Here is a 26,681-nt window from a genome sequence, read left to right as displayed (position 1 = left end):
GATATCCTTTCAGGAGTTGGTGTCTTCGGATGCACCGCCGCCGCTCTCCCTCGGCGCGGGGTAGGACGCGACCACGAGCCGGTGTGGCCGGCTATCAGGTGCGTCTTCTGCGTGATAACGGGCCGCCAGAGCAGCGACGACTTGCGCCAGGTCGGAGGTGAAGGCCGCGCGATCGGCGGGCGATCGAAAATGGATGACGGTGTCGATCGCGAGCGTCGCAAGGCGCTTTTCCTGTTGGCGTGCGCCGCGCATCAGGCCGCCGACTTCCCGCACGATACGGGCCGCAAGCGCGACGAGGTAGCTCGCGGAAAGGCGATCTCCACTGCGTCCGGGATCCGCAGCGATCGGACCCAAAGCCGCCGGCGAGACCACATAGGACGTCGCCGTCGCGACCATCAAGCGTTCGGTCAGCCCGCCCCAGCGGCGTTCCTCGGCCGGTTCGATCAGCTTGTGTTCTTCGAGCACACGCAGGTGGTAATTGACCTTCTGGCGCGTCAGTCCCACCCGGCCCGCGAGTGCTGCAGCCGATGCGGGTGCGGCAAGTTCCGCAAGCAAACGGGCCTTGATGGGCTCCAGGGCAAGCGCGGCGGCGGCCGGCGCATCTATGACGTCAAGATCGAGCATGGCGCGATGATTGCCTTGACAGTTTTTTTTGTCAAGGTAATAACGACGTCCTATGAGGGTAGGGGCTGAGCGTCCAGAACGCACAAGGCGCAAGATGTTCGTTGATTGGACGGACGACGGTTCAGAGTAAATCTATTGGCTCTTCGCTCATCATGTGATGGAAACCATGCAGCCAACGATCCGCCGCGCCACCGCCGCCGACCATCAGCACCTGGAAGTGCTCCAGCGCCGTGCATCGCTGGCGACCGGCGAACACCATCAAGACCTTCTCGACAATCCTGACGTCTTCGGCATCGCACCCGAAAACATTGCGCACACGCTTGTCGCCGAACTGGATGGCGAAAATCGTCGGGTTCTGCACGATGTTGCCGAGATCTGTGGAGGTTGCTGAGGTCGATGCCGTCTTCATCGATCCTGGCGCATGGCGGCAGGGCATCGGCCGCATGCTGCTGTCAGAAGCGGAGCAATCGGCTGCTGATGCCGGCGTGAGGTTGCTGGCCGTGACGTCCGGTGGTTACGCGGTTCGGTTCTACCAAGCGCTCGGCTTCCGGTTATCGGGAACAGAAATGACGGATTTCGGGCCGGCGGATCGGCTCGTGAAGGGGATCACGGACATGAAGGACGACCAGCGTGGGCGTGATGGAGCCAGATGAATTCCGCTGAACGCCGGGCAGGGTCCGCCGGTGCGGCCCTTCAACCAACGCGTTATTCCAGATAGTATGGTTCCATTGAGGGTGGTGAAGGATTGGAATGCGCCGATGACGACAAACACGATCGATGTCTATCATCCCCGAGCCGTTTCGCATCTGGGTCAATGGAAGATCGGCGATCTCAAGCTTAAGGTCTACGGCCTCCTGGCCGAAGGCGCGACGATCGATGACGCGATGGAGCTGCTGGCCCAGTCGGTCGTGCGAAAGGAGGTGCTTCAGCGCGTTCGAGACGAGGGCAATAGCAACGGCATGGGCTTCGTGATCATTCACCCCGGCACGCTTGGACTTTCCATCTCCGTTCACTGGTGGATCCAAGGTTCGGTTCTTTGCCAACACATCTATCGGAAACTGTATTCCGCCGCTGAGCCCATGGACACCGCAAGGAGACCGGTCGTTGCCTGCGTCTGGGAACTGGCGCTGATCAACGCGGAGCAGGAGGCGTGGCGACGGACAATGATGCGGACCGGTCCCGATCCGTCAGGATACATGGAGCAGCGCGCCGCATTCAAAGCGGCATGATGTGCGCTGGGCGTGGAGCAACCGTGGCATTTTAGCTTCTCGAAATCGGGAGACTCACGTCTTATCGACCTGTTCGATGTAGTTGGCGGCCGAGGGCCGATTTCGCGTGACGATACATCGAAGGTTGATGGAGCCGGCGCTTGCTTTTTGTCCTCATTGTCGGCCTTGTGGCCGGGCTCGTAAGCGGCATCATCGGCACGGGCTCATCGATCATGCTCTTGCCCGTCCTGACCTATGTCTATGGCCCCAGGGAGGCCATTCCGATCATGGCTGTGGCGGCCGTGATGGCTAATGTCTCTCGCGTCCTTGTATGGTGGCGCGCTGTCGACTGGCGCGCGGTGGCGGCCTATGCGGCGACGGGTGTGCCGGCCGCTGCCTTGGGCGCGCGCACGATGCTGGTTCTGCCACCGCGCGCGGTGGATGTGGCAATCGGCCTGTTCTTCCTGGCCATGATCCCGATGCGGCGGTGGCTTGCTGCAACTTTGCGACAGCTGAGACCAGCGCATCTTGCATTGGCAGGTGCCGTAATCGGCTTCTTGACGGGCATCGTCGTTTCGACCGGCCCGATGTCGGTTCCGATTTTCCTCGGATACGGGCTAACCAAAGGGAGCTTCATTGCGACCGAAGCCGCAGCTTCGCTGGCGATCTACGTCACCAAGACGTTCACGTTCCAGAGTTTCGGTGCGCTACCTCTGGCCGCGCTGACGAAAGGACTGACGGTTGGCGGATCCTTGATGGTCGGTTCGCTGCTGGCGAAACCGTTTCTGATCCGGCTGCCGCCAGAGACGTTCAGGCGCATCATGGATGTGCTTTTGCTCGGCACCGGCGCGAGCCTGCTGTGGGGCGCAGCAATCTGAATTTTTCGAGCTCGCCAAACCCGGGGAGAGTGACATTCCAACTTTGCAGGATCAGGACACTTTAACTTTGCGGCTACATGCATTGATCACATAAGATAGATTATGGAACTGGCGGATATGCTGGAAAGCATGGATTGTGCGGCAAACCTTGCCCTGGCGTGCTTGACCCGGGCTTTCCGGCCTGCTTAGCGTTCCCGCATCGAAGCACCACTTTCAAGGCCAGATGCGATGAGCGAAATGCGCGTTCTTTCAGATGCTTTCATTCCGGAACTGCCAGGCCGCTATAAAGGCAAGGTTCGTGAAAACTACGACCTGCCCGATGGCAACCGCATCATCATCGCTACGGACCGCCTCAGCGCTTTCGACGTGATCCTGACGTCGATCCCCAACAAGGGTCACGTGCTGACCCAGACGGCGCGCTATTGGTTCGAGGATACCGCCGATATTTGCCCGAACCATGTCGTCAGCTATCCGGATCCCAATGTCGTCATCGGCAAGCGGCTCGATATCCTGCCGGTCGAGGTCGTCGTGCGTGGTTATCTCGCCGGCACCACCAGCACCTCGATCCTGACGAAATATCGGAACGGCGAACGCGCCATGTACGGCATCACCTTGCCGGACGGCATGCGCGACAATGAGAAGCTGCCGCAACCGATCATCACGCCCACCAGCAAGGCTTTCGACGGTGGCCATGACGAACCGCTTTCAGCCGAAGAAATCCTCGCGCAAGGCCTGCTGACCAAAGAACAGCTCGATACCGTCTGGCAATATGCGCTGGCGCTTTTCGCCCGCGGCCAGCAGCGTGCCGCCGAACGCGGTCTCATCCTGGTCGATACCAAATACGAATTCGGCACCGACGAGAACGGCACGATCATTCTCGCCGACGAGATCCACACACCTGACAGCAGCCGCTACTGGATTGCCGACAGCTACCAGCAGAGCTTCGAGCGCGGCGAACGTCCAAAGAGCTTCGACAAGGATTTCGTGCGCGCCTGGGTGACGGAACGCTGCGACCCCTACAAGGATCCGATCCCGGAAATCCCGGTCGATCTCGTCGAGCAGACCTCTGCCGTCTACATCGAAGCCTTCGAGCAGATCACCGGCCAGCGTTTCGTGCCCGACACCTCGGGAGCCACGGTTCTTGACCGGATCCGCGCCAATCTCGCGCCGTATTTTTCGAAGTAATTCCGTATATTAGTGTTGCGTACTAATCTAATTTAGGCAACGCCGGGCGCCGGGATCTCGACATCGAATTCGAGCCGCATCATGTCGTATGCCGGCTCGATATGTTCAGGCGTCTCGCCCTGCACCGTGTCGTAGTCGAGCGGCACGTGCATGTGCGTCAAGACGGCCCGCCTGGGCTGAAAGCGCTGGATCCAGCCGAGCGACTGCACCAGCGACAGATGGCTCGGATGAAACTTGTACTGCAGCGTGTCGATCACCAGGAGATCGAGCCCGCCGAGCTTCTCGATCGTCTCGGTGGGGAAATCGCTGACGTCGCTGCAATAGGCAAAGTCACCGATGCGGAAGCCCAGCGAATGAATGTTGCCGTGAAACTGCATCAGCGGCCGGAACGCGATCGGTCCGCCGGCGCCTGATATCACCACCGGTGACAGGTCGTCGGGGATGATGCGTGGCTCGACGATTGGCGGATAGCCGCTGCCCGGCGGCGATTCCAGGCAATAGCGAAATCCCTCGCGGATGCGCTCCATCGTATAGGCGTCGGCCCAGATCGGCACGCGCCTGCGGTTCTCGATGACGAAGCCCCTGAGGTCGTCGATCCCGTGCAAGTGATCGGCATGGGCATGGGTGTAGATGACAGCGTCGATATGGCGGACATTGGCGGCGACCATCTGGGTGCGAAAGTCCGGGCCGGTGTCGATGACAACCGTCGTCTTACCGCCATCCGGTGCTGTCTGCTCCACGAGCAGCGCTGCGCGCAGCCGCCGATTCCTGGGATTGCCAGGATTGCAGGCGCCCCAGTCACCAGTGATGCGCGGCACGCCCGGTGACGAGCCGCAGCCGAGGATGGTGAAGGTGCGCCGGAACGCCACGTCAGAGCCTCGGCATCTTCGAGAAGATGCGGAAAGCATTGTCAGTGGTGATCGTTGCGATCTCTTCCGCCCTGACGCCGATCGTCTCGGCGAGCACCGCGGCCGTGTGCGCCACATAGGCCGGCTCGTTGCGCTTGCCGCGGAAGGGCTTGGGCGCAAGATAAGGCGCGTCGGTCTCGACGATCATCCGGTCATGCGGCACCGTTTTGGCGATCTCGCGCAATTCCTCGGACTTCGGGAAGGTCAGGATGCCCGAGAACGAGACGTAGCCACCGAGCGCGACGCCGATGCGGGCAAGCTCCGGACCGGAGGAGAAGCAGTGCAGGAGGAAGGGGAAGGCGCCCTTCCCGCTTTCCTCGGTCAAAATCGCCGCCATGTCCTCGTCCGCCGAGCGGCTGTGAATGACGAGCGGCAGGCCGGTCTCGCGCGCCGCAGCGATATGCCGGCGCAGGCCTTCGGCCTGCGCTTCGCGCGGCGCGTTGTCGTAGAAGTAGTCGAGACCCGCCTCGCCGATCGCCACCACCTTCGGATGTGCGGAAAGCCGGACCAGGTCTTCCGTCGTGATGTCCAGTTCCTCGTCCGCATTGTGCGGATGGGTGCCGACGGAACAGAAGACGTTCGGATAGGCCTCGGCGATCGCCAGGATGGTCTCGAACCGCTTCACGCGGGTCGAGATCGTGATCATCTGCTCGACACCGGCCTCATGCGCCCTGGCGACGATCGCGTCACGCTCCGCTTCGAAATCGGGAAAATCCAGATGGCAATGGGTATCGATCAGCATGCTCAAAGTGCCTTACTGCGCTTCCGGCGCGACGTAGCGCGGGAAAACCGGCTTCGGCGCTTCGAGTGGCGTGCCCGAGACGAGGCGACCCGCCTCGCCCAGCGCTGCGAAATCGCGGCTGTCGGCCGGCGCTGCCACGAGGTCGAGCAGCTTTGCTGACGATTCCGGCATGAACGGCTGCAACAGGATGGCGATCTGGCGCACCACTTCGGCCGTGACATAGAGCACGGTGCCCATGCGCGCCGGATCGGTCTTCTTCAGCGCCCAGGGCTCCTGGCCGGCGAAGTAGCGGTCGGTCTCGGAGACGACGGCGATGATCGCCGCCAGCGCCCGGTGGATCATCTGCTTGCCCATCTCGTCACGGGTGATTTCAAGCAGTGCGTCGGCCGCAGCCAGCATCGCCTTGTCCTCGTCGGTCAACGGGCCGCACACCGGCACCTGACCGTCGCAGTTCTTGACGATCATCGACAGCGAACGGGAGGCAAGGTTGCCGATGCCGTTGGCAAGGTCGGAGTTGATGCGGGTTGCGATCCCCTCCTCGCTGTAGCTGCCGTCCTGCCCGAACGAGACCTCGCGCAGGAAGAAGTAACGGATCTGGTCGAGGCCGAAATGCTCAACGAGATTGAACGGATCGACGACGTTGCCGAGCGACTTCGACATCTTCTCGCCCTTGTTGAGCAGGAAGCCGTGGGCAAAGACGCGCTTGGGCAGAGGCAGGCCCGCCGACATCAGGAAGGCCGGCCAGTAGACCGCGTGGAAGCGGATGATGTCCTTGCCGATCACGTGAATGTTCGCCGGCCAGAATTTTGCGCGCGGGCCCTTCGGGTCGTCGAGATAGCCGGTTGCGGTGATGTAGTTGGTGAGCGCGTCGACCCAGACATACATGACATGCGCCGGATCGTTCGGAACCTTGATGCCCCAGTCGAAGGTGGTACGCGAGACCGAGAGATCCTTGAGGCCGGATTTCACAAAGGAAATCACCTCGTTGCGGCGCTCGGCCGGACCGATGAAATCAGGGTTTTCCTCGTAATGCTTCAGAAGCTTGTCCTGGTATTCGGACAGTTTGAAGAAATAGCTCTGCTCCTCGACCCACTCGACCGGCGTACCCTGTGGACCATAGCGCACGCCGTCGGCACGCAGTTCGGTCTCGTTTTCCTGGTAATAGGCTTCGTCGCGCACCGAATACCAGCCGGCATAGGAATCCTTGTAGAGGTCGCCCGCCTCGCCCATGCGGATCCAGATGTCCTGCGACGCCTGATGGTGGCGCTCCTCGGTGGTGCGGATGAAGTCGTCATTGGATGCGTTCAGCACCACGGCCATCTTCTGGAATTCCGCCGAGTTGCGGTCGGCCAGTTCCTGCGGCGCCACGCCTTCCTTGCGTGCCGTCTGCTGCATCTTCTGGCCGTGTTCGTCGGTACCGGTCAGGAAGAACACCTCACGCCCGTCCAGGCGCTGGTAGCGCGCCATGGCATCCGTCGCGATCAATTCGTAGGCATGGCCGATATGCGGCTTGCCGTTCGGGTAGGAAATCGCGGTGGTGATGTAAAAGGGGGACGTGTCTCTCATAGGCGGATTCAATCTATCTCGGATGAAGCTACGCACGCTCTTAGCGCATACGCTCGGCGGAAGAAACATGCGATGCGTGAAAAGCCCGGCCGGCACCAGCATCCCCCGGCCTGACGGCCTTGCATCGGTTGTGTCCGCGCAATAGAACAAAAAGGAAACAAATCGGGAGATGAATCATGCTGGAGCGACTGGGCAGCCAATTTGAAACCGCCTCTGCCGGCTATGCGGCAGCACACGGAATCGAGCGCGATCCCGACTGGTTTATCCTCAAGATGCAGGAGGAACTGGGTGAACTGACCCAGGCCTGGAACAAGCTGTCGGGTCGGGGTCGGACCCATGGCAGATCAGCAAAAGATTTGAGGACCTCGCTGGCGGACGAGACCGCCGATCTGCTTGGACATGTGCTGCTCTTTGCCCGCCACCATGATCTCGACCTGTCCGCAGCCATCGCGCGGAAGTGGCGCTTCCGGCCGTCGCTATAGCGCTGCCTTCACGTCGTCGAGCAGCGACAGGATCGTCTGCTTGCGGTCGAGATTATAGGCGTCGCTCACCGTCAACCGCTCGGTAACGGCAGCAGAAAGCCGCGCGAAGCGCTCGGCTCGCATGATGTCTCCCGCGACTGCAGCTTCCCGCGCCTCACGCATGATGCGATCGCTTGCCAGCGCCTGGAAGAAGTCGAAGATCGTTTCGCTGTCCTTGCCGGCGAGCACATCTGCGAGCTTGTGCATGTCCTTGCGCACGGCCGGTCCCTGCCCTTGCAGGATCGCCTCGAAGTTGGCGGCGATTTCCAGCCCACCGTAATTGATGAGTTTCAGCGCCTCGGCGACGCTGCCTCCGGCAGCTGCAACGATGCGCTCGGCATTCTCGCCGGCGAGATCGAAACCCAGATGCCCCAGTGCCTGGCTCAGCGCTTGCGGTTCAAGCGGCTTCAATCGCAATGGAAGGCAGCGCGAGCGGATCGTCGGCAGCAGTTTCCCGGGCGCATGGGTCAGCACCAGGAAGAGCGAGCGGCGCGGCGGCTCCTCGAGGATCTTGAGGATGGCGTTGGCGGCATTGCGATTGAGATCGTCGGCGGGATCGATGATGACGATGCGCCAGTTGCCCGTGCCCGAAGTCTGGCTGAAGAACTTGCCGGCGCGCCGGACCTCGTCGACGGTGATCGCGCCCTTCGCCCTGCCCGTCTTCTCGTCGATCGGGCGCGCCAGATGCAAGAGGTTGTGCGACGCGCCGGAGGCAAGCTGCCGTCCGATGGCTGACGTCGGGTCCGGATCGGCAATGGCCTCGGGCGCGTCTGCCGGTTCTGGATGTTTCAGGATATGGTGGGCAAAGCGGAAGGCGAGCGTCGCCTTGCCGATGCCCTCAGGCCCTTCGATCAGGATCGCATGGTGCCCCTTGCCCGAGCGGTAGCTCTGCGCCAGGAAGCTTTCCGCCTGCTCGTGGCCGAACAGTCGATTGTTTTCGGCGGGCGAGATCGCCCCGTCCAGCACACCGGAAACGCTCATGTTGCGACTTCCGCTGGTGATGTGTCGGTGCCGTCGCCATGCGGCAGCAGCGCTTCGACAAGGGCCAGCACATCGGCGGCAATGGCGTCGACTGGCTGTGTTGCATCGACCACGCGGCATCGCGCAGCATCGTTGCGGGCAATGTCGAGAAATGCCTCGCGACGCTTTTCGTGCGTTTCCAGCTGCTCTTTTTCGAAGCGATCCGGATTGTCGTCACCGGCGCGGCGCTGGGCGCGCTCGAGGCCGACACTGGCCGGCAGGTCGAAAATGACCGTGCGATCCGGCACGACGCCGTTGATGGCCACCCGTTCGAGTGTTTCGACGAAGCTCGGCTCCAGGTTGCCGGTCACGCCCTGATAGACCCGCGAGGAATCCATGAAGCGATCGCAAAGCACGATCGTGCCGTTTCCAAGCGCCGGCCGGATGATCTCTTCGACATGGTCGCTGCGGGCAGCCGCAAAGAGGATCGCCTCCATCCGCACCCCGAACGCCTCAGCGGCACCCGAAAGCAGGACGTGGCGCACGGCTTCGGCACCCGCGGAGCCGCCCGGCTCGCGTGTCGTCAGCACCGTGTAGCCGCGCGCGCGCAGGGCTTCGGCGAGAAGCCGGAGCTGGGTCGACTTGCCGGCGCCCTCCCCACCTTCGAATGTTACGAACAGACCTTTTTTCAGCGACACCATGCTTTCCCATATCGGCATGCGATTTGGCCCTGTTTAGCCGATTGGTCCACGGCGCGAAACCGCCCGGTGACGATTTGGTGCGGATGTGTGTGCAAGCGAGGGCGAACGTCGTTGCCTAGAGCCAAAAGAACAGCAGTTCCTGCAGCGCATCGACAGCCCGGCTGGTCAAGGTCCCCTGCCCGACCGCATCAGCCGTCTTGACCGGGACCTCGCGCAAGAGCTTCTCGCCGTTCCACAATTTGACGACACCGACCTCGGTTCCGGCGTTCACCGGCGCGCGCAGCGGCCATTTGTAGACGATGCGCGCCGTCAGACGCTCCGGATTGTTGACCGGAAGAAGCACATCGACGGGACCGCCGGCGACCAGCGCCACATGGGACGCGTTGCCGCCATAGACGGCCGCTTCGCCGATCGCCTCGCCGTCGGTGAAGACCCGTCTCTTCTCGAACGCAGTCATCGCCCAGTCGAGAACCTTGCGGCTTTCCTCGATGCGCTCCTTGTCTGTCTGAAGTCCGCCCATCGCGAGATACACCCGACGGTCACCGCGCTGGAGCGAAGCGGCGAGAGAGAACCCGAAGCCCTCGGCAAAGCCGGTTGCCAGGCCGTCCACGCCGATATTGGCAGAAATCAACGGGTTCTTGTTGCGCTGGAGGATCTTGTTCCATTCGAATTCCGGCTGCGCATAGAGCCGGTAAAGGTCCGGATGCGCCTCGTGCAGATGGCGCACGAGCGTCACCAGTTCGCTCATCGTGATCTGGTTGCCCGGATCGGGCAGTCCGGTGGCATTCTTGAACGTGGCGACCGGCATGCCGAGTTCGCGCGCACGCTTGGTCATGCGTTCGGCAAAGGCGCTCTCGCTGCCAGTCATGCCTTCGGCCAGAATGATGCAGGCATCGTTGGCGAGTTGCACGGCAACGCCCTGCAACAGGTCGGCGACGCGAATGTTCGACTTCAGGGCGGCAAACATGGTGGAGGTGCCCGCGGGCGCGCCGCCGGTTCGCCAGGCGTGTTCCGAGACCGGAAACGTCGTCTCGGCGGTGACCTCGCCCTTGCCGAGCGCTTCGGCAACCACTTCCATCGTCATGAGCTTGGCGAGCGACGCCGGCGGGATCGGCTCGTTCTCGCCGCGCGAAAACAGCACGGTACCGGTTTCGGCGTCGACAAGCAGTATCTGTTTTGCCTTTGTGTCGAAGGCGGGCGCCGGTGTCTGTGCCAATGTGGCGCCGGCAAACAACGTGACGCCGAGAAACACCGCCGAAAGCATCTTCATGCGCATGGGAAACTCCGGTTTCCCCTTCCGCATAGCAGCGTGGTCATTCTGGCACAACGGCGCGTCCCGTTACCGCACAGAAGCCTTTGCCTTCTGGCGATTGGCGTAATCGACGATCACCTGAGGCGTCAGTTGCTTCCGGTCGACCATGATCGCTTCAAAGGGCGATTCGGCGTCGCTGACGCGAACCTCGTAGTAGGCTGCGGCATAGGCCATGTTGCCGTTCGGCATCGGAATGTACTCCGGCCGTTCGCGCGGGATCGGGCCGATTTCCGGCAGCATGACGAACTCGTTGAGCGACGCCGGCTGCTGGGCAAATTGCGGCACCGGTGCGGCGAGTGCGGTCACCGGTTCGCCGACGTCGAGCGAAGCCTTTGCCGGAACGGTGATGGTGCCGAGGCTCTGGTTGCGGAACGGCTCGTTCGACGCGACCATCACGCCGGTCGCGATCTGCCCCTCGGGCATCACGCTCGGGCCGCGTTGACCCTTCTCGACATAGGACGCCATCAGATAGGGCATGTCGTTGCCTTCAAGCGGCGCGCGACCGACATATTGCACCCGTACATTGGCGCTGCCCTTGCGCTTGATGTCGAGCATGTCAGCGGTTTTCGAGGAAACGTCGATGATGCGACCGTATTCATAGGGGCCGCGATCGTTGACGCGCACGATGACCGACGTGCCATTTTCCATGTTGGTGACGCGCGCGTAGCTCGGCAGCGGAAAGGTCGGATGGGCGGCCGACAGATGCGCCTTGTCGTAGACTTCGCCGTTGGCCGTCAGACGGCCGTGGAAAGCCGATCCGTACCAGGAAGCGACGCCGGTCTTGTTGTAACCGAAATCTTCCTTCGGCTGGTACCACTTGCCCTTGACCTGATAGGCCTTGCCGACCTGAAAGCGTCCCCCGCCCTTCGGGATATTGTTGCCGGTGGCAACGCGCGGGCTCGCCTTCACGCCATAGACGGATTCAGGAAAGTACTCCTTGGTCCGCGCCGTTTTCTTGGTGTTCGACGTGGATCCGCAGGCTGCAAGCGTTACGCACAGCATCGGGACTGCCGCAAGGCGCAGTCCCTTGACCAGATATGCCGCATTTTTACTGGATGTCATCTGTCCCACAACGTCGATCGAATAAGCCGTACTCGAACCTTCCGCCTACCCCCGGCGAAAATCTCGGCGTCCCGAAACGGAACAGTGTGTATTCATGACATCATCAAGGCGAAAATGCGAATTCATCCACAGGCCGACGCCGCATTTCGTGCGTTATGGTTTACGAACGGTTACCGACGGGGTCGCCGGCCCCCGTCCCTGACCATCGCTCAGAAATTCTCATCGCTATGCATGTTAGCTGTTGCAAAGAACCAGGGCTTCGCGCAATAACGCCGTGCCCGGCAAGCGTTCAGACGCCGCCTCAGGCAAGGACAGGTGGCCGAGTGGTTTAAGGCTCTGGTCTTGAAAACCAGCGTACGGGAAACCGTACCGTGGGTTCGAATCCCACCCTGTCCGCCATCACCACATTTCCCAGCTCAAAGATATCGTCGCCCGGACGGCAGCCGCTGGTCGGACATTAGCTCATCCGCCGCGCCGGCGATGATGATAAGTCAGCGCCATGGCGAGGCAGATCGCAAGCTGTTCGTGTGGGAGCGGAACGGATGGGGCGATGAGGATCGCCCGGTTGCCCTGATAAGTGAAGTCCGGGAATTGTTCTCGGAACGTTTCGACCAAGCCCGTGCGGCAGTTGAAGAAGATGGCACCCCTGCCCTCCGGCGATTTCGGGATGCCGAGCCGGATCGTGCTGCCGCTGCCGGTCGCTGCGGTCAGGTAGGCGGGTTCACCCCATTTCAGCGTTTCCGTCAGTGATCCGACGCCGACGGTTTGCGCGGCAACTGCAAAGATCAGCCGGCGGACCGCAAGGAGCTCGGCGCGGATCGGATCGGGAAAGCGCGCGAGAGCCTTCGCGACATCGGTCGGGATAGCGGGAACATCCGGCGCGCTGCGCATCACGATGCTTTCAGCGGTAGATGAATGTCGGTGAGGAGTTCGGTCGGCCTGACCTCGAGCGGGCTGTTGAGGTAGGCTTCGAACACCGGCGCGTCGTCGGGCTCGTAGCCTGATTGCGGCAGCCATGCGCCGAGCAGCCAGCGATAGGCATTCTTCATGTCGGCATAGGGGCCACGGTAGCGCAGCCGCGCATAGGGACCGCCGCGCAGGATGGCCTCCTCGATCGGCGCCGTCAACGAGACGCCTTCGGCCACTGGCGAACAGGCGCGTGAACGCAGCTCGGTAATCGGTATCAGGTCCGGGTCGTCGTAGAACATGGCGAGCATCTGCTGGTCGGACGCCATGCCGCCCTGCGTTGCAAGGGCTGCAAACAACTGGCTCATCGCACGGTCGATCTGCATGTAGCTGCCGGTATGGGCGATGCTGGCGCAGCGGACCGGTGTGAGCGTTTCGATCGAAACTGTAAAACCTGCGCTGTCGTGCGCCCGCAGAGCGGCCTTGTACGCCGCATGGCTTCCGTTCAAGCGGTAGTCGGTCGGGCTCTTTCCGTAGACTTGCCTGAAGGCGCGTGCGAAGGCGTCGGCCGAGCCGTAGCCGGCCCGTTCGGCCACGTCGCCGATGGGTATCTGCGAGTTTGCCAGCCGCTCGGCCGCCCGTGACAAGCGCAGGCGCCGGATCGTTGTCGCGATGGTCTCGCCGCGCATGGCGGTGTAGATCCGGTGCCAATGCCACGAGGACAGGCAGGCGACCGTTGCCAGATCCTCGAAGCGGATGTCCTCCTCGAGATGATTGTGGATGTAGTCGACGACCCTGTTCAGCCTGATGTCATAAGCTGCCTGTGTTTTCCTGATCTGCGCTTTTGCCGTGCTCATGACCATCCAACTCCGCCTGGAACGGACAATGGCACGGATCGAACCGACAAATCTTGCGGAGTTTCAGGTCGCAGGCAGCGGCAATCCTGAGTGGCGACGGTCGCCTGCTGTTTTCCGCGTCCCACAGTTGTCGAATTGGCGAGATGGGGCTAATTTACGCCGGCTGGTGACGCTACCAAGGTCCTTGTCTGGGGAGTTGGAAGAACATGCGCGTCAAGGATGTCATGACACCTGCCGTCGTCACGCTTTCGCCTGACAACAGCATCCGGCAGGCGGCTCGCATCATGCTCGAGAGTCACGTCAGCGGTCTGCCCGTTGTCGATGGCGACGGGGCACTCGTTGGCGTCCTCAGCGAAGGCGATCTCATCCGGCGAACGGAACTCGGCGGCGGCGGACCTGCCGCTCAAGCGACGCTTGCCGCAGACGAGCGGGCGCAGGCCTATATTAGACGTTCCTCCTGGCGGGTCGGCGATGCCATGACGACCGATCCGGTGACGATCGACGAGGATGCGCCGCTCGCGCGCGTTGCGGCATTGATGCAGGAGCGCAGCATCAAGCGCGTTCCGGTGCTAAAGGACGGCCGGCTGATCGGCATCATCAGTCGCGCCGATCTGCTGCAGGCGATCCTGGAGGCGAAACAGGACGAGACCGCCACCGGCGACGATGCCATCCGGCGTAGCATTCTCATTCGCCTGGGCGAAAACACCGGCCTCGAAGGACTGGATATCAAGGTTGCGGTGTCCGACGGCGTCGTACACCTGTGGGGCAACGTCGATACCGAAGATTGCCGCAGGGCCGCACGCGTGCTTGCCGAAGGCGTGCGCGGCGTCAGGGGCGTCGTCGAGCATTATTCCGAACCCTATCCGCAATAGGATGAACGGAGACGACCGTTGTCGCGCGTCTTTCCGATGTCGTGCCCGCGGGCCTGAACTGACGTGAACGATTCCTGTTGTCGCCGGCCAAAGCAACAGCGCCTTCAGCGCCAGGCATCAACGGCGGCCCGGAAAACGGACGGAGCGACTGCGGCCTGTGCGACAGCGGGCCGGAATGATCTCAAGCACATGTCGTATCGATCGGGAGGCTCAGATGGTTACGCCTGCAACAGTATCGACGAACGAGACAGCAACCGCAAAATCCGCATCGCCGTTGTCCGCAGACGAGCTTCGCCTGCTGGACGCCTACTGGCGCGCCTCGAACTATCTGTCGGTCGGGCAGATCTACCTGCTCGACAATCCCTTGCTGCGCGAACCGCTGAAGCGCGAGCACATCAAGCCACGTCTGCTCGGCCACTGGGGCACGTCGCCCGGCCTCAACATGCTCTATGTGCACCTCAACCGGGTCATCAAGCGCGACGATCTCGACATGGTCTATGTCATCGGCCCCGGGCACGGCGGTCCGTCGCTGGTGGCGCATGCTTATCTCGAGGGCACCTACAGCGAATTTTACCCAAACATCGGCGAGGACGCCGAGGGCATGCAGAAGCTCTTCAAGCAGTTCAGCTTCCCGGGCGGCATTCCGAGCCACGTGGCGCCGGAAACACCCGGCAGCTTCCATGAGGGTGGTGAACTCGGCTATGCCCTGAGCCACGCCTACGGCGCGGCCTTCGACAACCCGGATCTGATCGTCGCCTGCGTCGTCGGCGATGGCGAGGCGGAGACCGGACCGCTTGCAACCGGCTGGCAGAGCAACAAGTTCCTGAACCCGGCGCGCGACGGCTGCGTCCTGCCGATCCTGCATCTGAACGGCTACAAGATCGCCAATCCGTGCTTCCTTGCCCGCATCCCGCACGACGAACTGAAGAAGTTCTTCGAGGGCATGGGCTACAAGCCCTATTTCGTCGAGGGCCACGATCCGGCAAGCGTGCACCAGCAACTGGCAGGCGTTCTCGACACGGCGACCGCCGAGATACGAGCGATCTGGGACGATGCCCGCGTCAGGGGCAACCTGAAGCGGCCGGCCTGGCCGATGATCGTCTTTCGCACCCCCAAGGGCTGGACCTGCCCGAAGGAAATCGACGGCAAGAAGTGCGAGGATTACTGGCGCTCGCACCAGGTGCCGATGGGCGAAATGGACAAGCCCGAGCATATCCGCATCCTCGAACAATGGATGAAGAGCTACCGGCCCGAGGAACTGTTTAGCGAGCAGGGCCGGCTGAAGCCGGAGATTGCGGCGCTCGCTCCGTCAGGACACCGCCGCATGAGCGACAATCCGCATGCCAATGGCGGCCTGCTTTTGCGCGATCTGAAGATGCCAGCCTTCCGGGACTACGCGGTCGACGTGCCAAAGCCCGGCGCGACCACCGTGGAAGCGGCCCGTGTCATGGGCAAGTTCCTGCGCGACGTGATGAAGAACAACATGGATGCGAAGAACTTCCGCCTGTTCAGCCCGGACGAGAACAACTCCAACCGCTGGCAGGATGTGCTCGAGGTCACCGACCGTTGCTACATGGCCGAGATCTATCCGGAGGATGATCATCTCTCCCCGGGCGGGCGTATCATGGAGGTCCTGAGCGAACACCAGTGCCAGGGTTGGCTCGAAGGTTATCTGCTCACCGGCCGCCATGGCTTCTTCTCCTGCTACGAAGCCTTCATTCACATCATCGATTCGATGTTCAACCAGCACGCCAAGTGGCTGAAGGTCTGCAACGAGATCCCCTGGCGCCGGCCGATCGGGTCACTCAACTACTTCCTCAGCTCCCATGTCTGGCGTCAGGATCACAACGGCTTCAGCCATCAGGATCCGGGTTTCATCGACCACGTGGTCAACAAGAAGGCGGAAGTCGTGCGCGTCTACCTGCCGCCGGATGCCAACACGCTGCTGTCGGTGACCGACCATTGCCTGCGCAGCCGCAACTACGTCAATGTCGTGATCGCCGGAAAGCAGCCGGGACCGCAATGGCTGACGATGGAACAGGCCGTGCGCCATTGCAGCATGGGCGTCAGCATCTGGGACTGGGCCAGCAACGACGCCAACAGCGAGCCGGACGTCGTCATGGCCTGCTGCGGCGACGTTCCGACGCTGGAAACGCTCGCTGCGGTCCAGCTGCTGCGGGAGCACCTTCCCGAGGTCAAGGTCAGGGTCGTCAACGTCGTCAACCTGATGAAGCTGCAGCCGGCCGAAGAACATCCGCACGGGCTGTCCGACCGGGACTTCGACGGCATCTTCACGCGAAACAAGCCGATCATCTTCGCCTTCCACGGCTATCCCTGGCTGATCCATCGCCTGACCTACAGGCGCACCAACCACGGCAACCTGCATGTTCGCGGCTACAAGGAGGAAGGCACCACCACAACGCCGTTCGACATGGTGGTGCTGAACGAGCTCGACCGCTTCCATCTGGCCGGCGACGCCATCGACCGGCTGCCGCAGCTCGGAGCGCGCGCTGCCTATTTCAAGCAGGCGATCCAGGCCAAGCTGATCGAGCATCGGGAGTATATCGAGAAGCACGGCGACGACATGCCCTCGATCAGCGGATGGAAGTGGGGGGTGGCGGGAGCGCAGCAAGCCAAGCCAGGCACGTCGACGGAAGGTGACAATGTCTAGCCGACCACGTCCACGTCGGTCACCGCCGAACGTGCGATGATCCGCCCGAGCGATCGCTCCTGAGGGGCGATCGTTCATCTGCTGTGTTCGTCTGCGATCAATGTCCTCCAGCTGCGGTTGCCCGGCCATGTCGAAACTGCCCTCGACAGCTCGCGAACTGAACAGGATGCCGACCAATCAGGACCTCGCTCGGCTGCAGTTCACGACGCTTCTTTACGATCTGCATTGTACCAATCCGGACAACGGCCTGGTGCGCGACAAGACGCTCGAGGATGCGCCTTCGAGCATCGCTGCGGTCGGCATGGCTCTCGCGGCGATCCCGGTGCTGGTTGAGCGCGGCATCATCATTCGCAAATTTGCGGCGAAGATCGCCCGCAGGCGGCTGAAATTTCTGTTCGAGTGTCCGCAGGGACCCGAGCCCGACGCGTCCGGCTACAAGGGTTTCTTCTATCATTTCCTCGACATCGAGACCGGCCGGCGCGTCTGGGATTGCGAACTGTCGACAATCGATTCGACATTCCTGTTTGCCGGTGCGCTGACCGTGGCTGCCTATTTCGACAGGGATGACCCGGAGGAACGGGAAATCTGCCGCCTCGCACACGCGCTCTATGAGCGCGCGGACTGGAACTGGGCCTGTAACCACGGGCCGACGCTGACCCACGGCTGGCGGCCGGAAACCGGCTTCATTCCCTATCGCTGGCGCGGCTACGACGAGGGGTTGCTACTCTATATTCTCGGGCTTGGATCCCCAACCCATCCGCTACCGCCCGAATCCTACACCGCCTACACGGAAACCTATGACTGGCGGAACATCTACGGACGCGAGCTGCTTTACTCGGGCCCGCTCTTCACCCACCAGCTCTCGCACATGTGGATCGACTTTCGGGGCATTCGGGACGCGTTCATGCGGGAACACGACAGCGACTACTTCCTCAACAGCCGTCACGCGACCTACGTCCAGCAGGAATATGCGATCCGCAACCCGTTGAATTTCAAGGGATACGGCGCCAATTGCTGGGGGTTTACGGCAAGCGACGGTCCTGGCTGGATCAAGCGCAACGTTGACGGTACGCAGCGGGAGTTTTTCGACTACATCGCGCGCGGCGCGCCGTTCGGCCCTGACGACGGCACGGTTTCGCCCTGGGTGGTGGTCGCGTCCCTGCCCTTCGCGCCCGAGATCGTCATCCCGACCATCTGGAATTGTGCCCAGATGGGCCTTGGAATGACTCGGCTCTACGGCTTCAAGCCGTCCTTCAACCAGACGTTTGCGGTGGAAGGCAGCGATACCGGCTGGTGGGTCAGTCCCTATCATTTCGGCATCGATCAGGGCCCGGTCGTGCTGATGGTCGAAAACTATCGCACGGGCCTGCTGTGGAACATCATGCGCGGCTGCCAGCCGATCGTCACCGGGCTTCGGCGGGCCGGATTTTCAGGCGGTTGGCTATGAATTGAAAGTCCTTCGAACCGGGGCTGGCGAATGTCATGGAGCAGCAGACGATCTCGTTCAGGGTGACGGCCGGGCGGTTCCTCGGCACCGTCAGGAATTTCGCCGCGTCCGAGGTCGGGTTGAAGGCAAAGCTGCTGTTCGGCGGACTGATCGCGCTGTTGTGCGGCCTTAACGGCCTCAATGTCGTGAACAATTACGTCGGTCGGAACTTCATGACGGCGATCGCCGAGCGCCAGATGAGCGAGTTCGTCCGGCAGGCCGTGTACTACGTCGCCGTCTTCGCCATCCTGACCGTCGTTGGCGTCTATGCCCGCTTCGTCGAGGAGCGGCTGGCGTTGCTTTGGCGCGAATACCTGACCCGGCGCATTGTCGATCTCTATCTGGAGGATGAAACCTACTATCGCCTCGACGTGGCCGGCAGGCTGACATATCCCGATCAGCGCATCGCCGAGGATGTGGCCGCCTTCACCGTCACCACGCTCTCCTTCGTCATCATGCTGTTCAGCAGCACCCTGACGGTCATCAGTTTTTCAGGGGTGCTGTGGTCCATCAGTCCGCTGCTGTTCGGCGTGGCCGTGCTTTATGCCGCGTGTGGTTCCTACATGACGTTCGTTCTCGGGCGACCCCTGATCGGGCTCAACTACGACCGGCTGGACAGGGAGGCGAGCTTTCGCTCCGGCCTGATCCACGTGCGCGAGAATGCCGAATCCATCATGCTTGCCCATGGCGAAGGCCGTCAGCGGCAAAGGCTGCTTTACAAGCTGGACGAACTGGTCGCCAACATCCGGGCGATCGTCAGCGTCAACCGCAATCTGGGTTTCTTCACCGGCGGCTACAACTGGATGATCCAGCTCGTCCCGGACCTGATCATCGCACCGGCCTTCATACGCGGAGAGATCGAGTTCGGCGTCGTTACCCAGTCCGGCGCGGCCTTTGCCATGCTGGTCGGCGCGTTCTCGCTGATTGTCCGGCAATTCAATTCGATCTCGAACTTCGCCGCGGTGGTCTCACGTCTGAGTTCGCTGCATGAAGAGGTCACCAGATCGCACGCGAGAGAAACGTCGATCGAACTGGTCGAGCGGGACGGCCCGGTGACCTATGCCGGCCTCACCCTCCTGTCGTCGAGCGAGGGCGAACCCGTACTTCTGAGCGACCTGTCGGTTTCCATACCGACGGCGACCCGGGTCCTGGTCACGGGGTCGAACCCCGCCCCGGGGCTCGCCTTGTTCCGGGCGATGGCGCACATCCCGACGCCGGGCTCGGGTCGGATCGAATATCCGGCCGGCCTCCGGTTTCTTCCGCAGCGTCCCTATCTGCCAGCCGGTCCGCTTCGGCAGATTCTGGTCGGTCCCGAGCAGGAGCGCACCACCACCGAACCGATCATGGCTGGCCTTTTGCACACGATCGGTCTTGAACGCCTGGTTGGCTTTGCCGGCGCGTTCGACGTCGAGCGTGACTGGGAGAAGGAACTCTCGTTGCGTGAGCAGCAGCTTCTGGCGCTGTCAGGCATTCTCCTGATGTCGCCGAGCTTCGTCGTTTTCGACCGCGCAGAGATGACCTTGGGCTCGGAGATGCTCGAAAAGGTCATGGAAATGCTCGCGGATCGATCGATCGGCTGCGTTCACATCGGCCGCCTGGAGGGGCGACGTGACGCCTACCACGCCATCATAGAGTACGACGACGATGGTCGATGGACATGGCGCGAGAACGGTCCATAACCGTCTGCAGGATGTGTTGTGGGACCGCAGGCAGGCGCGATCCCGTCCTCCACGCCAGCCGGGCGGAGGATCCCGCCTTACCGCGGGGCGACGATGCCCTGGTAATAATCGCCGTCGCCGCCAACGACACGCGGCGGACCACCTGCGGTCTGCGAACAGGCAGCCAGCGTGGTCAACGTAAGCAGCAATACGATCGTTCTCATGAAGTCGTCCCCTTCTGGCCCTCAGCCCGGCTATGTCATTGAGACAAGAACGAATCTGTAGCGGCGCCAGTACAAAAACAAGTAGTGAAATGGTGGTATAACAAAATGTCTGATCGTTGAAGATGCAAATCGTGCGACTGTGCGACGCGGTCTTTTCCGCGCGCAGCGGTTGCGTCAGCGTCCCCGTCGAAGTCTATGCCCCGTCGGTGTTTTTCTGTCAGGCCGACTGCTGCTTATGTCCCTGCTCGCGCTCCCGCCAGTAGCGCAACCTCAGTCTCGGCGCCATGAGCCAGGCGACGAAGGGCGTTATGGTGAAGCATGCAACCACCAGCACCGGGATTGAATATTTGGCATTGTCGGCAAGGATGGGGATCGACAGAACGGTCACGATACCGATCCCGAACAGGATGGCATTGATCATCAGGCCGAGCATAAGGGCGATTTGCAGGCGGACGGACATTTCGACCTCCGGGAGCTTCAAGACGGAACGCGGTCTTTAAGCGTTGTTTGCGCGACCGATTGTAGCAGAGCGTCAATCTTCGCGAAATGGTGGCGGATAGACGAGCGATATCGCCTCTTTCGCCGGCCGAAATCTGCCCTATGCTCATGGGTAAGCGATTGAAGCACATGGTCCGGCGTCGATCGCGCCTGGATGAAGGAGACCGCATGACGAGCCCATACGAAACGCTCGGCGTCAGCCGTGACGCGACCCAGAAAGATATCCAGAGTGCCTATCGCAAGCTCGCCAAGAAGCTGCATCCGGATCTCAATCCCGGTGACAAGGGCGCGGAGGATCGGTTCAAGTCTGTCTCGGCGGCCTACGCCTTGCTGAGCGACGAGGAAAAACGGGGAAAATACGATCGCGGCGAGATCGACGAGACCGGAGCCGAGGCCGCGCCAAGGCAATACTACCGTGATTACGCGGCGTCCGGAGAGGCGGCGGGACGGTATGAAAGCGCCCATGGCTTCTCGGACTTTGCCGAAGGGGATGACATCTTCTCAAGTTTCTTCTCGCGCCGCAGCGGTGGACAGCAGCGCCAGCGCGGTCGTGACGCACACTTTTCGATGGAGATCAGCTTTCTCGACGCGGCCAATGGCACCAAGACGCAGATCAACCTGCCGGGCGGCGGGCCTGCGCTCGATCTGACGATCCCGCCGGGGACGCGGGACGGCCAGACCTTGAGACTGCGCGGCAAGGGGGAAGCCGGCTTCAACGGCGCGCCGGCGGGCGATGCGTTGATCGACATCCGCGTCCGCCCTCACCCGCTGTATTCGGTGGAAGGTGACGACGTGCACTACGAGGTGCCGATCTCGCTGAGTGAGGCCGTGCTTGGTGGCAAGATTCGGGTTCCGACGATCGACGGGGCGGTCAACGTGACGATCCCGCCACATTCCAACAGCGGCAAGACGCTGCGGCTGAAGGGCAAGGGATTGCACAAGTCCGGCGGTGGCTACGGCGATGCCTATGTCAGCTTGAAGATCGTGCTGCCCGAGGCGCACGACCCGGCCCTGTCGGCTTTCGTCGAAACCTGGGAAGCGGGCAAGGCGGAAGATCCGCGCAAAGGCTTGGGAGGGCACGCATGAACGATCGCGAGTTTTGCCAACACCTCGATATCGAGGTCAAGATCCTGCGCATCTGGGTGGAGCAACGTTGGCTGATGCCGCGCGAGGCGGAAGCCGGCTGGTCTTTCGAAGCGGCGGACCTTGCCCGAGCCCGGTTGATCCAGGATCTCACCGGCCCCATGGGCGTCAACGACGAAGGCGTCGATGTTGCCATGGGGCTGCTCGACCAGATCCATGGCCTGCGTGGCCGCCTTGCCGTTCTGATGGGCGCCATCCGCGCACAGGAGCCGGATGTGCAGCGGCTCATCCTGTCGAAGGTCGACGACGATTAACCCGGCAGGAGGCCGACCGTCTCGGCAACGAACAATGTGTCGACGAATTCGGTCACATCGGTGATCCGGCGATCCCGAAACGTGAACTTGTCGATGATCTCGGTGCTTTCGCGCCTGTCTGACGGGATGAAGCGGATCGTGCCGGCGCGGTGGACGATGACGGTGTCGCCGTCGACGTGCAGGCCGACCGTGTCCATTCCGGTGATGTCCCAGTTCGCGATGAGATCCTCCAGCATGCCGCGCACGGCATTCGGCGTATCGACGGCGATCGTAATGGGCCCGAGCCGGTTTCCGACGATGCGAAAGCGACAGTCCGGCTCAAGATGCCTCAGGATGCCATCGACGTCATTGGCATTGCGGGCGGCGTAGACGCCCCGCACCACCTCTTCCAACACGGCACGGTCAGTCATGAGCAGCCTCCCCTGCTTCTATCTAGGCGAGTGTGCGTTCATTTTAGCATTATTGCAAGTATGACAATGGCGCGGCAATGGTCTGACGGCTGCCTGTGACAATTAAGATTTTCGTAAATTGCCGGCACCGGTTTTCACGCGCCTTAAAGTTGAACCGGGCGATAAGGAGGGATTGGCAACGGGCAAGGCTGGAAAGACGTGACACAGGTCGTCACAGTATCCGCGACGACAGCGGCTTATGCAGCGGAAGCGCTGAAGCCGTCCGCGCGTGTGCGCGGCGACGGTCCGACCGACGAAGCGATCACGCTGCTCTCGACCAAGCGCGCCGAGCAGCCGGCACTGACGCCGGTGTCTATCCCCAAGGCGAAGGGCGCCCTGCCCCTGTCCTTCATGCTGACGACCGCGGACGGTCGCCTGCCCGAGCGTTCCGAGGCGGAAGCCTTGCGTCGCTATCTCGAATTCATGCGGGACGGCGACGACACGCCGCAGGATGAAGACGACGAACGCCAGCAGGAAGAACCCGCCGGCGAAGAGAATGAAAGCGATGCAGCCTGAGGCAGGCGCCATCGCGATACCATGTCAGTGATGCGAGTGGCCGCCGGTGGCCTCCCCGCCCTTGGCCGAACCGACCGGCAGCACCGCATCGACCTTGCCGGCCTTCTCGAACTCGAGCGTAACCGGCACCGAATCGCCTTCCTTGAACGGCGTCTTGACGTCCATGAACATCAGATGCAGTCCGCCGGACTTGAGTTCGACGGTCTCGCCGGCCGGAAGCGCGACGCCGTCTTCAAGCTTGCGCATCCGCATCACGTCGTTCTCCATCTTCATTTCATGGATTTCGACGCGCGCGGCAGCCGGGCTTTCGACCGCCACCAGCCGGTCCTCGTCTGCTCCGCCATTCCTGATCGTCAGGAAACCGCCTCCGACCTTGGCACCGGGCAGCATGGCCTTGACCGAGCCGCCGGAGATTTCGAGGTCGCCGAGTTTCGCCGAACCATTGGCAGCGTCCATATGGCCGCCATGGCCGGCATGGGGATCCGCGGCTTCCGCCATCGTCACCGTAACCGTTGGTGCCGGGCTCTTCAGGTCATGCGCATTCTGGCCATCGGCGGCAACCTCGTCCCAGAGGACCTTGCTGTCGGTGCCGCAAAGCTGCGTGGTCGGGAAGGCGAGCACGGTCTCCTTGTCGAAGCCCGAGACTTTGCCGCGAACGACGAAGGTGTCGTAGTATTCGTCGGGAAGATTGCCGCCCTTCCAGCGGATTTCCACCGGTCCAGAAGAAACCTTCTTGCCGTGATTGTCGTAGGTCTTCTTGTAGTCGCCCTTGATGATTTCGATTTCCCAGCCGGCCTTCGGCTGTGGCTGGGCGAAGACGAAGCCTTCCGGCAGCCTGATCTGCACTTCCGTCGTCGGCTTGCCGTCGCAGCCATGCGGCACCTGCAGCACCGCCTTGAAGGTGGTTTCCACCGGCGCCGTGTCGGTTTCAAACGTGGCGTGCGCGTGGGCGAAGCCGGTTGCTGCAAGGCTGATGCCGAGCGAAAGGGACGCGATTCGGGTCTTGGTCATGTCGTCATCTCCGGACCACGCGTCCGGGCGCTGCCCGGTTCCGGTGGTCATACCGCCTGAGGCGGTGCATTGGTGTGAATTGCGAAAGCGGGAGGTTACGAACGAGACGGTGGTCCGCGCGACGGCGGCAGCAGGCGCAAGGGCTGATGAACAATCCCGCCCTCGAGGCGAGCGGTCGAAATCAGCCAGATGCCGTTGTCGGCGCGCACACTTTCCGCAGGCGGTGCCGGCAGGAGAACGGCGCCTGAAAGACGACAGGCCTCGCAGACCGGGGCCATCGACTGGCTCTTACCGCCCTCATGGTCGACGCCGCCCATTCCGAAGCAGATTTCGGCAACGGTGCCGTCGGGCAATTGGTAGGCGGCGATCTCGGCCGGCGAGAGCGTCTTGGCCGTGAGCGGCTTGTGTGCAACGGCGAGGAACGCGAGCGCGAACACGGCGATCAGCCGTACCGCAATCCCGATTTTCCCGTTCCGCCTTGCCATTGTTATCCCCGATCTCGACCCTGGGTTATCCCCTGGCGATGAAGAATGCAAAGACAGAATTGCGGGCGGGAGACGGCTGCGTCTTTTGGTCATGCGACAAAAATGTGTTTCACCGCGACACCGCCCTCTTGCCAAGCTCCCGGCTTCGCCGTTATCTGGAGACGATCTTGTTGGGAGAAGCCGGCTCAAACCGGTGCCGAAGGAGCAACCGCCCCGGAAACTCTCAGGCCAAAGGACCAGCAAGGTGCCGGTAGGACTCTGGAGAGAAGCGTTTTTGCGCTCGCCGAAGGGATAACAATCTCAGGCAAAGGGACAGAGGGGGCTCGAATCGACGGCGATTGACGCCGGAAGTGTGAGCCGGCGCGGGAGCGCCAGACCTGGAGGCCGGATTTGGAAGACAATTCCCATTTGAAACAGACGCCGCTGCATGCGCTGCACCTTTCCCTGGGTGCCCGCATGGTTCCCTTTGCCGGCTACGACATGCCGGTGCAGTATCCTGACGGCGTGATGAAGGAGCACCAGCACACCCGTGTTGCCGCCGGTCTCTTCGACGTCTCGCACATGGGACAGGTCATCGTCCGGCCGAAGTCCGGAAAGGTCGAAGACGCAGCCCTGGCGCTTGAAAAGCTGGTGCCGGTCGATGTGCTCGGCCTTGGCGAGGGTCGGCAGCGCTATGCAATCTTCACCAATGCCGAAGGCGGCATCCTTGACGATCTGATGATTGCCAACCGTGGCGATCACCTGTTCCTCGTCGTCAACGCCGCCTGCAAGGACCAGGATTTCGAGCATCTTAAGAGCGGACTCGCCGACACCTGCGACGTCACTATGCTCGACGACCGCGCGCTGATCGCGCTGCAGGGCCCGCATGCCGAAGCTGTCCTCGGCGAACTCTGGGCGGATGTGTCCGGCATGCGCTTCATGGATGTCGCCGAAGCGGACCTGCACGACGTCACCTGCATCATTTCGCGCTCGGGCTATACCGGTGAGGATGGTTTCGAGATTTCCATTCCCGCCGCCTCCGCCGTCGATGTGACGCAGCGGCTGCTGGAACATCCCGATGTCAAGCCGATCGGTCTCGGCGCGCGTGATTCGCTGCGTCTTGAAGCCGGCCTTTGTCTCTATGGCAACGATATCGACACAACGACGACGCCGGTCGAGGGCGCGATCGAATGGGCGATGCAGAAGGCCCGGCGGGCCGGCGGTGCCCGTGAGGGCGGTTTCCCCGGTGCCGATCGCATTCTCGCTCAGTTCGCCGATGGCGCGTCGCGCCGCCGCGTCGGCCTGAAGCCTGAAGGACGCGCGCCGGTTCGTGGTGGCGCCAACCTCTTTGCCGATGCCGAGGGCAAGACGCCGGTCGGACAGGTGACCTCCGGCGGCTTCGGCCCTTCGGTCGATGGGCCTGTCGCGATGGGCTACGTCGATGCCGGCCACACCGACGTCGGTACCACCCTCTTTGCGGAAGTGCGCGGCAAGTACCTGCCCCTGGCGGTCGCCGCCCTTCCCTTCGTCAAACAAACCTACAAACGCTGATCAGGAGAGAGCGATAATGTTGAAGTTCACCGACGAACACGAGTGGCTGAAGGTCGAAGCTGGCGTTGCAACGGTCGGCATTACCGAACACGCGGCCGGCCAGCTCGGCGACCTCGTCTTCGTGGAGCTGCCGGAAACTGGCTCCACCTTCGCCAAGGGCGATACGGCTGCAACGGTTGAATCCGTCAAGGCGGCCTCCGACGTCTATTGTCCACTTGACGGCGAAATCGTCGAAGTCAACCAGGCGATCGTCGACGACCCGTCGCTGGTCAACAGCGACCCGCAGGGCGCTGCCTGGTTCTTCAAGCTCAAGCTCGCCGATCCGAACGCAGCCGACGCCCTTCTCGACGAAGCGGCCTACAAGGAGCTCGTCGCCTGATGAGCATGCCCAAGGATTTCACCTTTACCGACTACAAGCCGTATGACTTCGCCAACCGGCGTCATATCGGCCCGT

The 26,681-nt window shown here is 62.2% G+C and carries 30 protein-coding genes, 1 tRNA gene and 1 riboswitch; of the genes, 15 read left to right on the top strand and 16 right to left on the bottom strand.

Annotated elements, in window-relative coordinates; all coding sequences use genetic code 11:
- Positions 1–9 precede the first annotated feature (9 nt).
- Together VGO12_RS06575 and VGO12_RS06570 are read right to left on the bottom strand one after the other, a co-directional pair.
- A complete protein-coding gene (locus VGO12_RS06575; RefSeq protein WP_327511924.1) occupies positions 10–624 on the bottom strand; it encodes a helix-turn-helix domain-containing protein in 615 nt (204 codons plus the stop codon).
- A 121-nt stretch (positions 625–745) separates the two neighbouring features.
- The gene (locus VGO12_RS06570) at positions 746–1,033 is read right to left on the bottom strand and encodes a hypothetical protein (protein ID WP_327511957.1); all 288 of its coding nucleotides are present in this window, start codon (positions 1,031–1,033) and stop codon (positions 746–748) included.
- On the opposite strand from VGO12_RS06570, the gene VGO12_RS06565 reads away from it, so the two are divergent.
- The 4 genes from VGO12_RS06565 to VGO12_RS06550 all read left to right on the top strand — a co-directional run bounded on the left by VGO12_RS06565 (position 960) and on the right by VGO12_RS06550 (position 3,895).
- The gene (locus tag VGO12_RS06565; protein ID WP_327511923.1) at positions 960–1,277 is read left to right on the top strand and encodes a GNAT family N-acetyltransferase; all 318 of its coding nucleotides are present in this window, start codon (positions 960–962) and stop codon (positions 1,275–1,277) included. The genes VGO12_RS06570 and VGO12_RS06565 overlap by 74 nt on opposite strands.
- Positions 1,278–1,307: 30 nt before the next feature.
- The gene (locus VGO12_RS06560) at positions 1,308–1,853 is read left to right on the top strand and encodes a hypothetical protein (protein WP_327511922.1); all 546 of its coding nucleotides are present in this window, start codon (positions 1,308–1,310) and stop codon (positions 1,851–1,853) included.
- A gap of 140 nt (positions 1,854–1,993) precedes the next feature.
- Positions 1,994–2,710: a sulfite exporter TauE/SafE family protein gene (locus VGO12_RS06555; protein WP_327511921.1), complete on the top strand. Its 717-nt coding sequence runs from the start codon at positions 1,994–1,996 to the stop codon at positions 2,708–2,710.
- 237 nt (positions 2,711–2,947) lie between these two features.
- Positions 2,948–3,895: a phosphoribosylaminoimidazolesuccinocarboxamide synthase gene (locus VGO12_RS06550; RefSeq protein ID WP_327511952.1), complete on the top strand. Its 948-nt coding sequence runs from the start codon at positions 2,948–2,950 to the stop codon at positions 3,893–3,895.
- 32 nt (positions 3,896–3,927) lie between these two features.
- Here the strand turns inward: VGO12_RS06550 and VGO12_RS06545 are convergent, their stop codons facing one another.
- The 3 genes from VGO12_RS06545 to metG are packed head-to-tail and all read right to left on the bottom strand — an operon-like array spanning position 3,928 to position 7,111.
- Positions 3,928–4,764 (bottom strand): MBL fold metallo-hydrolase, encoded by an 837-nt coding sequence (locus VGO12_RS06545; protein WP_327511920.1) that lies wholly within the window; start codon positions 4,762–4,764, stop codon positions 3,928–3,930.
- Between the two features lies 1 nt (position 4,765).
- Complete coding sequence (locus tag VGO12_RS06540; protein ID WP_327511919.1) at positions 4,766–5,545, bottom strand: TatD family hydrolase; 780 nt, start codon at positions 5,543–5,545, stop codon at positions 4,766–4,768.
- A 12-nt stretch (positions 5,546–5,557) separates the two neighbouring features.
- Complete coding sequence (gene metG / locus VGO12_RS06535; RefSeq protein WP_327511918.1) at positions 5,558–7,111, bottom strand: methionine--tRNA ligase; 1,554 nt, start codon at positions 7,109–7,111, stop codon at positions 5,558–5,560.
- Positions 7,112–7,287: 176 nt separating this feature from the next.
- Here metG and VGO12_RS06530 point away from each other — a divergent pair, with 176 nt between their 5' ends.
- Positions 7,288–7,593 carry a pyrophosphatase gene (locus tag VGO12_RS06530; protein ID WP_327511917.1) on the top strand — a complete coding sequence of 102 codons (306 nt, stop codon included), beginning with the start codon at positions 7,288–7,290 and terminating at the stop codon, positions 7,591–7,593.
- On the opposite strand, the gene VGO12_RS06525 is transcribed toward VGO12_RS06530, so the two are convergent.
- From VGO12_RS06525 to VGO12_RS06510, 4 genes are all read right to left on the bottom strand, one after another.
- On the bottom strand, positions 7,588–8,613 hold the full coding sequence (locus tag VGO12_RS06525; protein ID WP_327511916.1) for a DNA polymerase III subunit delta': 1,026 nt from the start codon (positions 8,611–8,613) through the stop codon (positions 7,588–7,590). The two genes, VGO12_RS06530 and VGO12_RS06525, sit on opposite strands and share 6 nt — an antisense overlap.
- Positions 8,610–9,311, bottom strand: a complete 702-nt coding sequence (gene tmk / locus VGO12_RS06520; protein ID WP_327511915.1) for a dTMP kinase — start codon at positions 9,309–9,311, stop codon at positions 8,610–8,612. The genes VGO12_RS06525 and tmk overlap by 4 nt, the downstream gene beginning before the upstream one ends.
- Positions 9,312–9,408: 97 nt before the next feature.
- Complete coding sequence (locus VGO12_RS06515; protein ID WP_327511914.1) at positions 9,409–10,569, bottom strand: D-alanyl-D-alanine carboxypeptidase family protein; 1,161 nt, start codon at positions 10,567–10,569, stop codon at positions 9,409–9,411.
- A gap of 63 nt (positions 10,570–10,632) precedes the next feature.
- Positions 10,633–11,667, bottom strand: coding sequence for a septal ring lytic transglycosylase RlpA family protein (locus VGO12_RS06510; protein WP_327511913.1), 1,035 nt, complete (start codon positions 11,665–11,667; stop codon positions 10,633–10,635).
- 309 nt (positions 11,668–11,976) lie between these two features.
- Here VGO12_RS06510 and VGO12_RS06505 point away from each other — a divergent pair.
- Positions 11,977–12,066, top strand: a tRNA-Ser gene (locus tag VGO12_RS06505).
- 63 nt (positions 12,067–12,129) lie between these two features.
- Here the strand turns inward: VGO12_RS06505 and VGO12_RS06500 are convergent.
- Both VGO12_RS06500 and VGO12_RS06495 read right to left on the bottom strand, forming a co-directional pair.
- A complete protein-coding gene (locus VGO12_RS06500) occupies positions 12,130–12,558 on the bottom strand; it encodes a DUF1801 domain-containing protein (RefSeq protein WP_327511951.1) in 429 nt (142 codons plus the stop codon).
- Positions 12,558–13,430: an AraC family transcriptional regulator gene (locus VGO12_RS06495; RefSeq protein ID WP_327511912.1), complete on the bottom strand. Its 873-nt coding sequence runs from the start codon at positions 13,428–13,430 to the stop codon at positions 12,558–12,560. The genes VGO12_RS06500 and VGO12_RS06495 overlap by 1 nt, the downstream gene beginning before the upstream one ends.
- 206 nt (positions 13,431–13,636) lie before the next feature.
- On the opposite strand from VGO12_RS06495, the gene VGO12_RS06490 reads away from it, so the two are divergent.
- The 4 genes from VGO12_RS06490 (at position 13,637) to VGO12_RS06475 (ending at position 20,138) form a co-directional block, all read left to right on the top strand.
- On the top strand, positions 13,637–14,302 hold the full coding sequence (locus VGO12_RS06490; RefSeq protein ID WP_327511911.1) for a CBS domain-containing protein: 666 nt from the start codon (positions 13,637–13,639) through the stop codon (positions 14,300–14,302).
- Between the two features lie 214 nt (positions 14,303–14,516).
- Positions 14,517–16,973: a phosphoketolase family protein gene (locus tag VGO12_RS06485; RefSeq protein ID WP_327511910.1), complete on the top strand. Its 2,457-nt coding sequence runs from the start codon at positions 14,517–14,519 to the stop codon at positions 16,971–16,973.
- A 166-nt stretch (positions 16,974–17,139) separates the two neighbouring features.
- Positions 17,140–18,420, top strand: a complete 1,281-nt coding sequence (locus VGO12_RS06480) for a glucoamylase family protein (protein ID WP_414650684.1) — start codon at positions 17,140–17,142, stop codon at positions 18,418–18,420.
- Positions 18,421–18,455: 35 nt separating this feature from the next.
- Complete coding sequence (locus tag VGO12_RS06475) at positions 18,456–20,138, top strand: ABC transporter ATP-binding protein/permease (protein ID WP_327511908.1); 1,683 nt, start codon at positions 18,456–18,458, stop codon at positions 20,136–20,138.
- 77 nt (positions 20,139–20,215) lie between these two features.
- On the opposite strand, the gene VGO12_RS06470 is transcribed toward VGO12_RS06475, so the two are convergent.
- Together VGO12_RS06470 and VGO12_RS06465 are read right to left on the bottom strand one after the other, a co-directional pair.
- Positions 20,216–20,341, bottom strand: coding sequence for a hypothetical protein (locus VGO12_RS06470; RefSeq protein ID WP_327511907.1), 126 nt, complete (start codon positions 20,339–20,341; stop codon positions 20,216–20,218).
- 217 nt (positions 20,342–20,558) lie between these two features.
- Positions 20,559–20,801, bottom strand: a complete 243-nt coding sequence (locus VGO12_RS06465) for a hypothetical protein (RefSeq protein ID WP_327511906.1) — start codon at positions 20,799–20,801, stop codon at positions 20,559–20,561.
- Between the two features lie 206 nt (positions 20,802–21,007).
- On the opposite strand from VGO12_RS06465, the gene VGO12_RS06460 reads away from it, so the two are divergent.
- Positions 21,008–21,925, top strand: a complete 918-nt coding sequence (locus tag VGO12_RS06460; RefSeq protein ID WP_327511905.1) for a DnaJ C-terminal domain-containing protein — start codon at positions 21,008–21,010, stop codon at positions 21,923–21,925.
- Entirely contained in the window at positions 21,922–22,236 is a 315-nt protein-coding gene (locus VGO12_RS06455) for a chaperone modulator CbpM (protein WP_327511904.1), read from the top strand. The genes VGO12_RS06460 and VGO12_RS06455 overlap by 4 nt, the downstream gene beginning before the upstream one ends.
- On the opposite strand, the gene VGO12_RS06450 is transcribed toward VGO12_RS06455, so the two are convergent.
- Complete coding sequence (locus tag VGO12_RS06450) at positions 22,233–22,646, bottom strand: nuclear transport factor 2 family protein (RefSeq protein WP_327511903.1); 414 nt, start codon at positions 22,644–22,646, stop codon at positions 22,233–22,235. The genes VGO12_RS06455 and VGO12_RS06450 overlap by 4 nt on opposite strands.
- Positions 22,647–22,844: 198 nt before the next feature.
- Between VGO12_RS06450 and VGO12_RS06445 the strand changes: the two genes are divergently transcribed.
- Complete coding sequence (locus VGO12_RS06445) at positions 22,845–23,201, top strand: hypothetical protein (protein ID WP_327511902.1); 357 nt, start codon at positions 22,845–22,847, stop codon at positions 23,199–23,201.
- 24 nt (positions 23,202–23,225) lie between these two features.
- Here the strand turns inward: VGO12_RS06445 and VGO12_RS06440 are convergent, their stop codons facing one another.
- Positions 23,226–24,212, bottom strand: coding sequence for a copper chaperone PCu(A)C (locus VGO12_RS06440; RefSeq protein ID WP_327511901.1), 987 nt, complete (start codon positions 24,210–24,212; stop codon positions 23,226–23,228).
- 95 nt (positions 24,213–24,307) lie between these two features.
- A complete protein-coding gene (locus tag VGO12_RS06435; protein WP_327511900.1) occupies positions 24,308–24,697 on the bottom strand; it encodes a hypothetical protein in 390 nt (129 codons plus the stop codon).
- A gap of 161 nt (positions 24,698–24,858) precedes the next feature.
- Positions 24,859–24,946: riboswitch (glycine riboswitch) on the top strand.
- 141 nt (positions 24,947–25,087) lie between these two features.
- On the opposite strand from VGO12_RS06435, the gene gcvT reads away from it, so the two are divergent.
- Positions 25,088–26,227, top strand: coding sequence for a glycine cleavage system aminomethyltransferase GcvT (gcvT, locus tag VGO12_RS06430; RefSeq protein WP_327511899.1), 1,140 nt, complete (start codon positions 25,088–25,090; stop codon positions 26,225–26,227).
- 16 nt (positions 26,228–26,243) lie between these two features.
- On the top strand, positions 26,244–26,606 hold the full coding sequence (gcvH, locus tag VGO12_RS06425; protein WP_025427112.1) for a glycine cleavage system protein GcvH: 363 nt from the start codon (positions 26,244–26,246) through the stop codon (positions 26,604–26,606).
- The last annotated feature ends 75 nt before the right edge of the window (positions 26,607–26,681 follow it).

Source organism: Ensifer sp., assembly GCF_035999135.1.
In the GTDB taxonomy this organism is placed as follows: Bacteria; Pseudomonadota; Alphaproteobacteria; order Rhizobiales; family Rhizobiaceae; genus Ensifer.
The sequence above is the reverse complement of the archived record's forward strand: the minus strand, read 5'-3'. Positions and strand labels throughout refer to the sequence as shown.

Coding starts and splice junctions, on each gene's coding strand:
- VGO12_RS06470 (WP_327511907.1), bottom strand. CDS start 20,341: ATGAGAACGATCGTATTGCTGCTTACGTTGACCACGCTGGCTGCCTGT.
- VGO12_RS06495 (WP_327511912.1), bottom strand. CDS start 13,430: ATGAGCACGGCAAAAGCGCAGATCAGGAAAACACAGGCAGCTTATGAC.
- VGO12_RS06455 (WP_327511904.1), top strand. CDS start 21,922: ATGAACGATCGCGAGTTTTGCCAACACCTCGATATCGAGGTCAAGATC.
- metG (WP_327511918.1), bottom strand. CDS start 7,111: ATGAGAGACACGTCCCCCTTTTACATCACCACCGCGATTTCCTACCCG.
- VGO12_RS06515 (WP_327511914.1), bottom strand. CDS start 10,569: ATGCGCATGAAGATGCTTTCGGCGGTGTTTCTCGGCGTCACGTTGTTT.
- VGO12_RS06475 (WP_327511908.1), top strand. CDS start 18,456: ATGGAGCAGCAGACGATCTCGTTCAGGGTGACGGCCGGGCGGTTCCTC.
- VGO12_RS06440 (WP_327511901.1), bottom strand. CDS start 24,212: ATGACCAAGACCCGAATCGCGTCCCTTTCGCTCGGCATCAGCCTTGCA.
- VGO12_RS06435 (WP_327511900.1), bottom strand. CDS start 24,697: ATGGCAAGGCGGAACGGGAAAATCGGGATTGCGGTACGGCTGATCGCC.
- VGO12_RS06480 (WP_414650684.1), top strand. CDS start 17,140: ATGCCGACCAATCAGGACCTCGCTCGGCTGCAGTTCACGACGCTTCTT.
- VGO12_RS06485 (WP_327511910.1), top strand. CDS start 14,517: ATGGTTACGCCTGCAACAGTATCGACGAACGAGACAGCAACCGCAAAA.
- VGO12_RS06510 (WP_327511913.1), bottom strand. CDS start 11,667: ATGACATCCAGTAAAAATGCGGCATATCTGGTCAAGGGACTGCGCCTT.
- VGO12_RS06575 (WP_327511924.1), bottom strand. CDS start 624: ATGCTCGATCTTGACGTCATAGATGCGCCGGCCGCCGCCGCGCTTGCC.
- VGO12_RS06530 (WP_327511917.1), top strand. CDS start 7,288: ATGCTGGAGCGACTGGGCAGCCAATTTGAAACCGCCTCTGCCGGCTAT.
- gcvH (WP_025427112.1), top strand. CDS start 26,244: ATGTTGAAGTTCACCGACGAACACGAGTGGCTGAAGGTCGAAGCTGGC.
- VGO12_RS06570 (WP_327511957.1), bottom strand. CDS start 1,033: ATGAAGACGGCATCGACCTCAGCAACCTCCACAGATCTCGGCAACATC.
- VGO12_RS06540 (WP_327511919.1), bottom strand. CDS start 5,545: ATGCTGATCGATACCCATTGCCATCTGGATTTTCCCGATTTCGAAGCG.
- VGO12_RS06450 (WP_327511903.1), bottom strand. CDS start 22,646: ATGACTGACCGTGCCGTGTTGGAAGAGGTGGTGCGGGGCGTCTACGCC.
- VGO12_RS06490 (WP_327511911.1), top strand. CDS start 13,637: ATGCGCGTCAAGGATGTCATGACACCTGCCGTCGTCACGCTTTCGCCT.
- VGO12_RS06550 (WP_327511952.1), top strand. CDS start 2,948: ATGCGCGTTCTTTCAGATGCTTTCATTCCGGAACTGCCAGGCCGCTAT.
- VGO12_RS06525 (WP_327511916.1), bottom strand. CDS start 8,613: ATGAGCGTTTCCGGTGTGCTGGACGGGGCGATCTCGCCCGCCGAAAAC.
- VGO12_RS06565 (WP_327511923.1), top strand. CDS start 960: ATGGCGAAAATCGTCGGGTTCTGCACGATGTTGCCGAGATCTGTGGAG.
- VGO12_RS06465 (WP_327511906.1), bottom strand. CDS start 20,801: ATGTCCGTCCGCCTGCAAATCGCCCTTATGCTCGGCCTGATGATCAAT.
- VGO12_RS06500 (WP_327511951.1), bottom strand. CDS start 12,558: ATGCGCAGCGCGCCGGATGTTCCCGCTATCCCGACCGATGTCGCGAAG.
- tmk (WP_327511915.1), bottom strand. CDS start 9,311: ATGCCGATATGGGAAAGCATGGTGTCGCTGAAAAAAGGTCTGTTCGTA.
- VGO12_RS06460 (WP_327511905.1), top strand. CDS start 21,008: ATGACGAGCCCATACGAAACGCTCGGCGTCAGCCGTGACGCGACCCAG.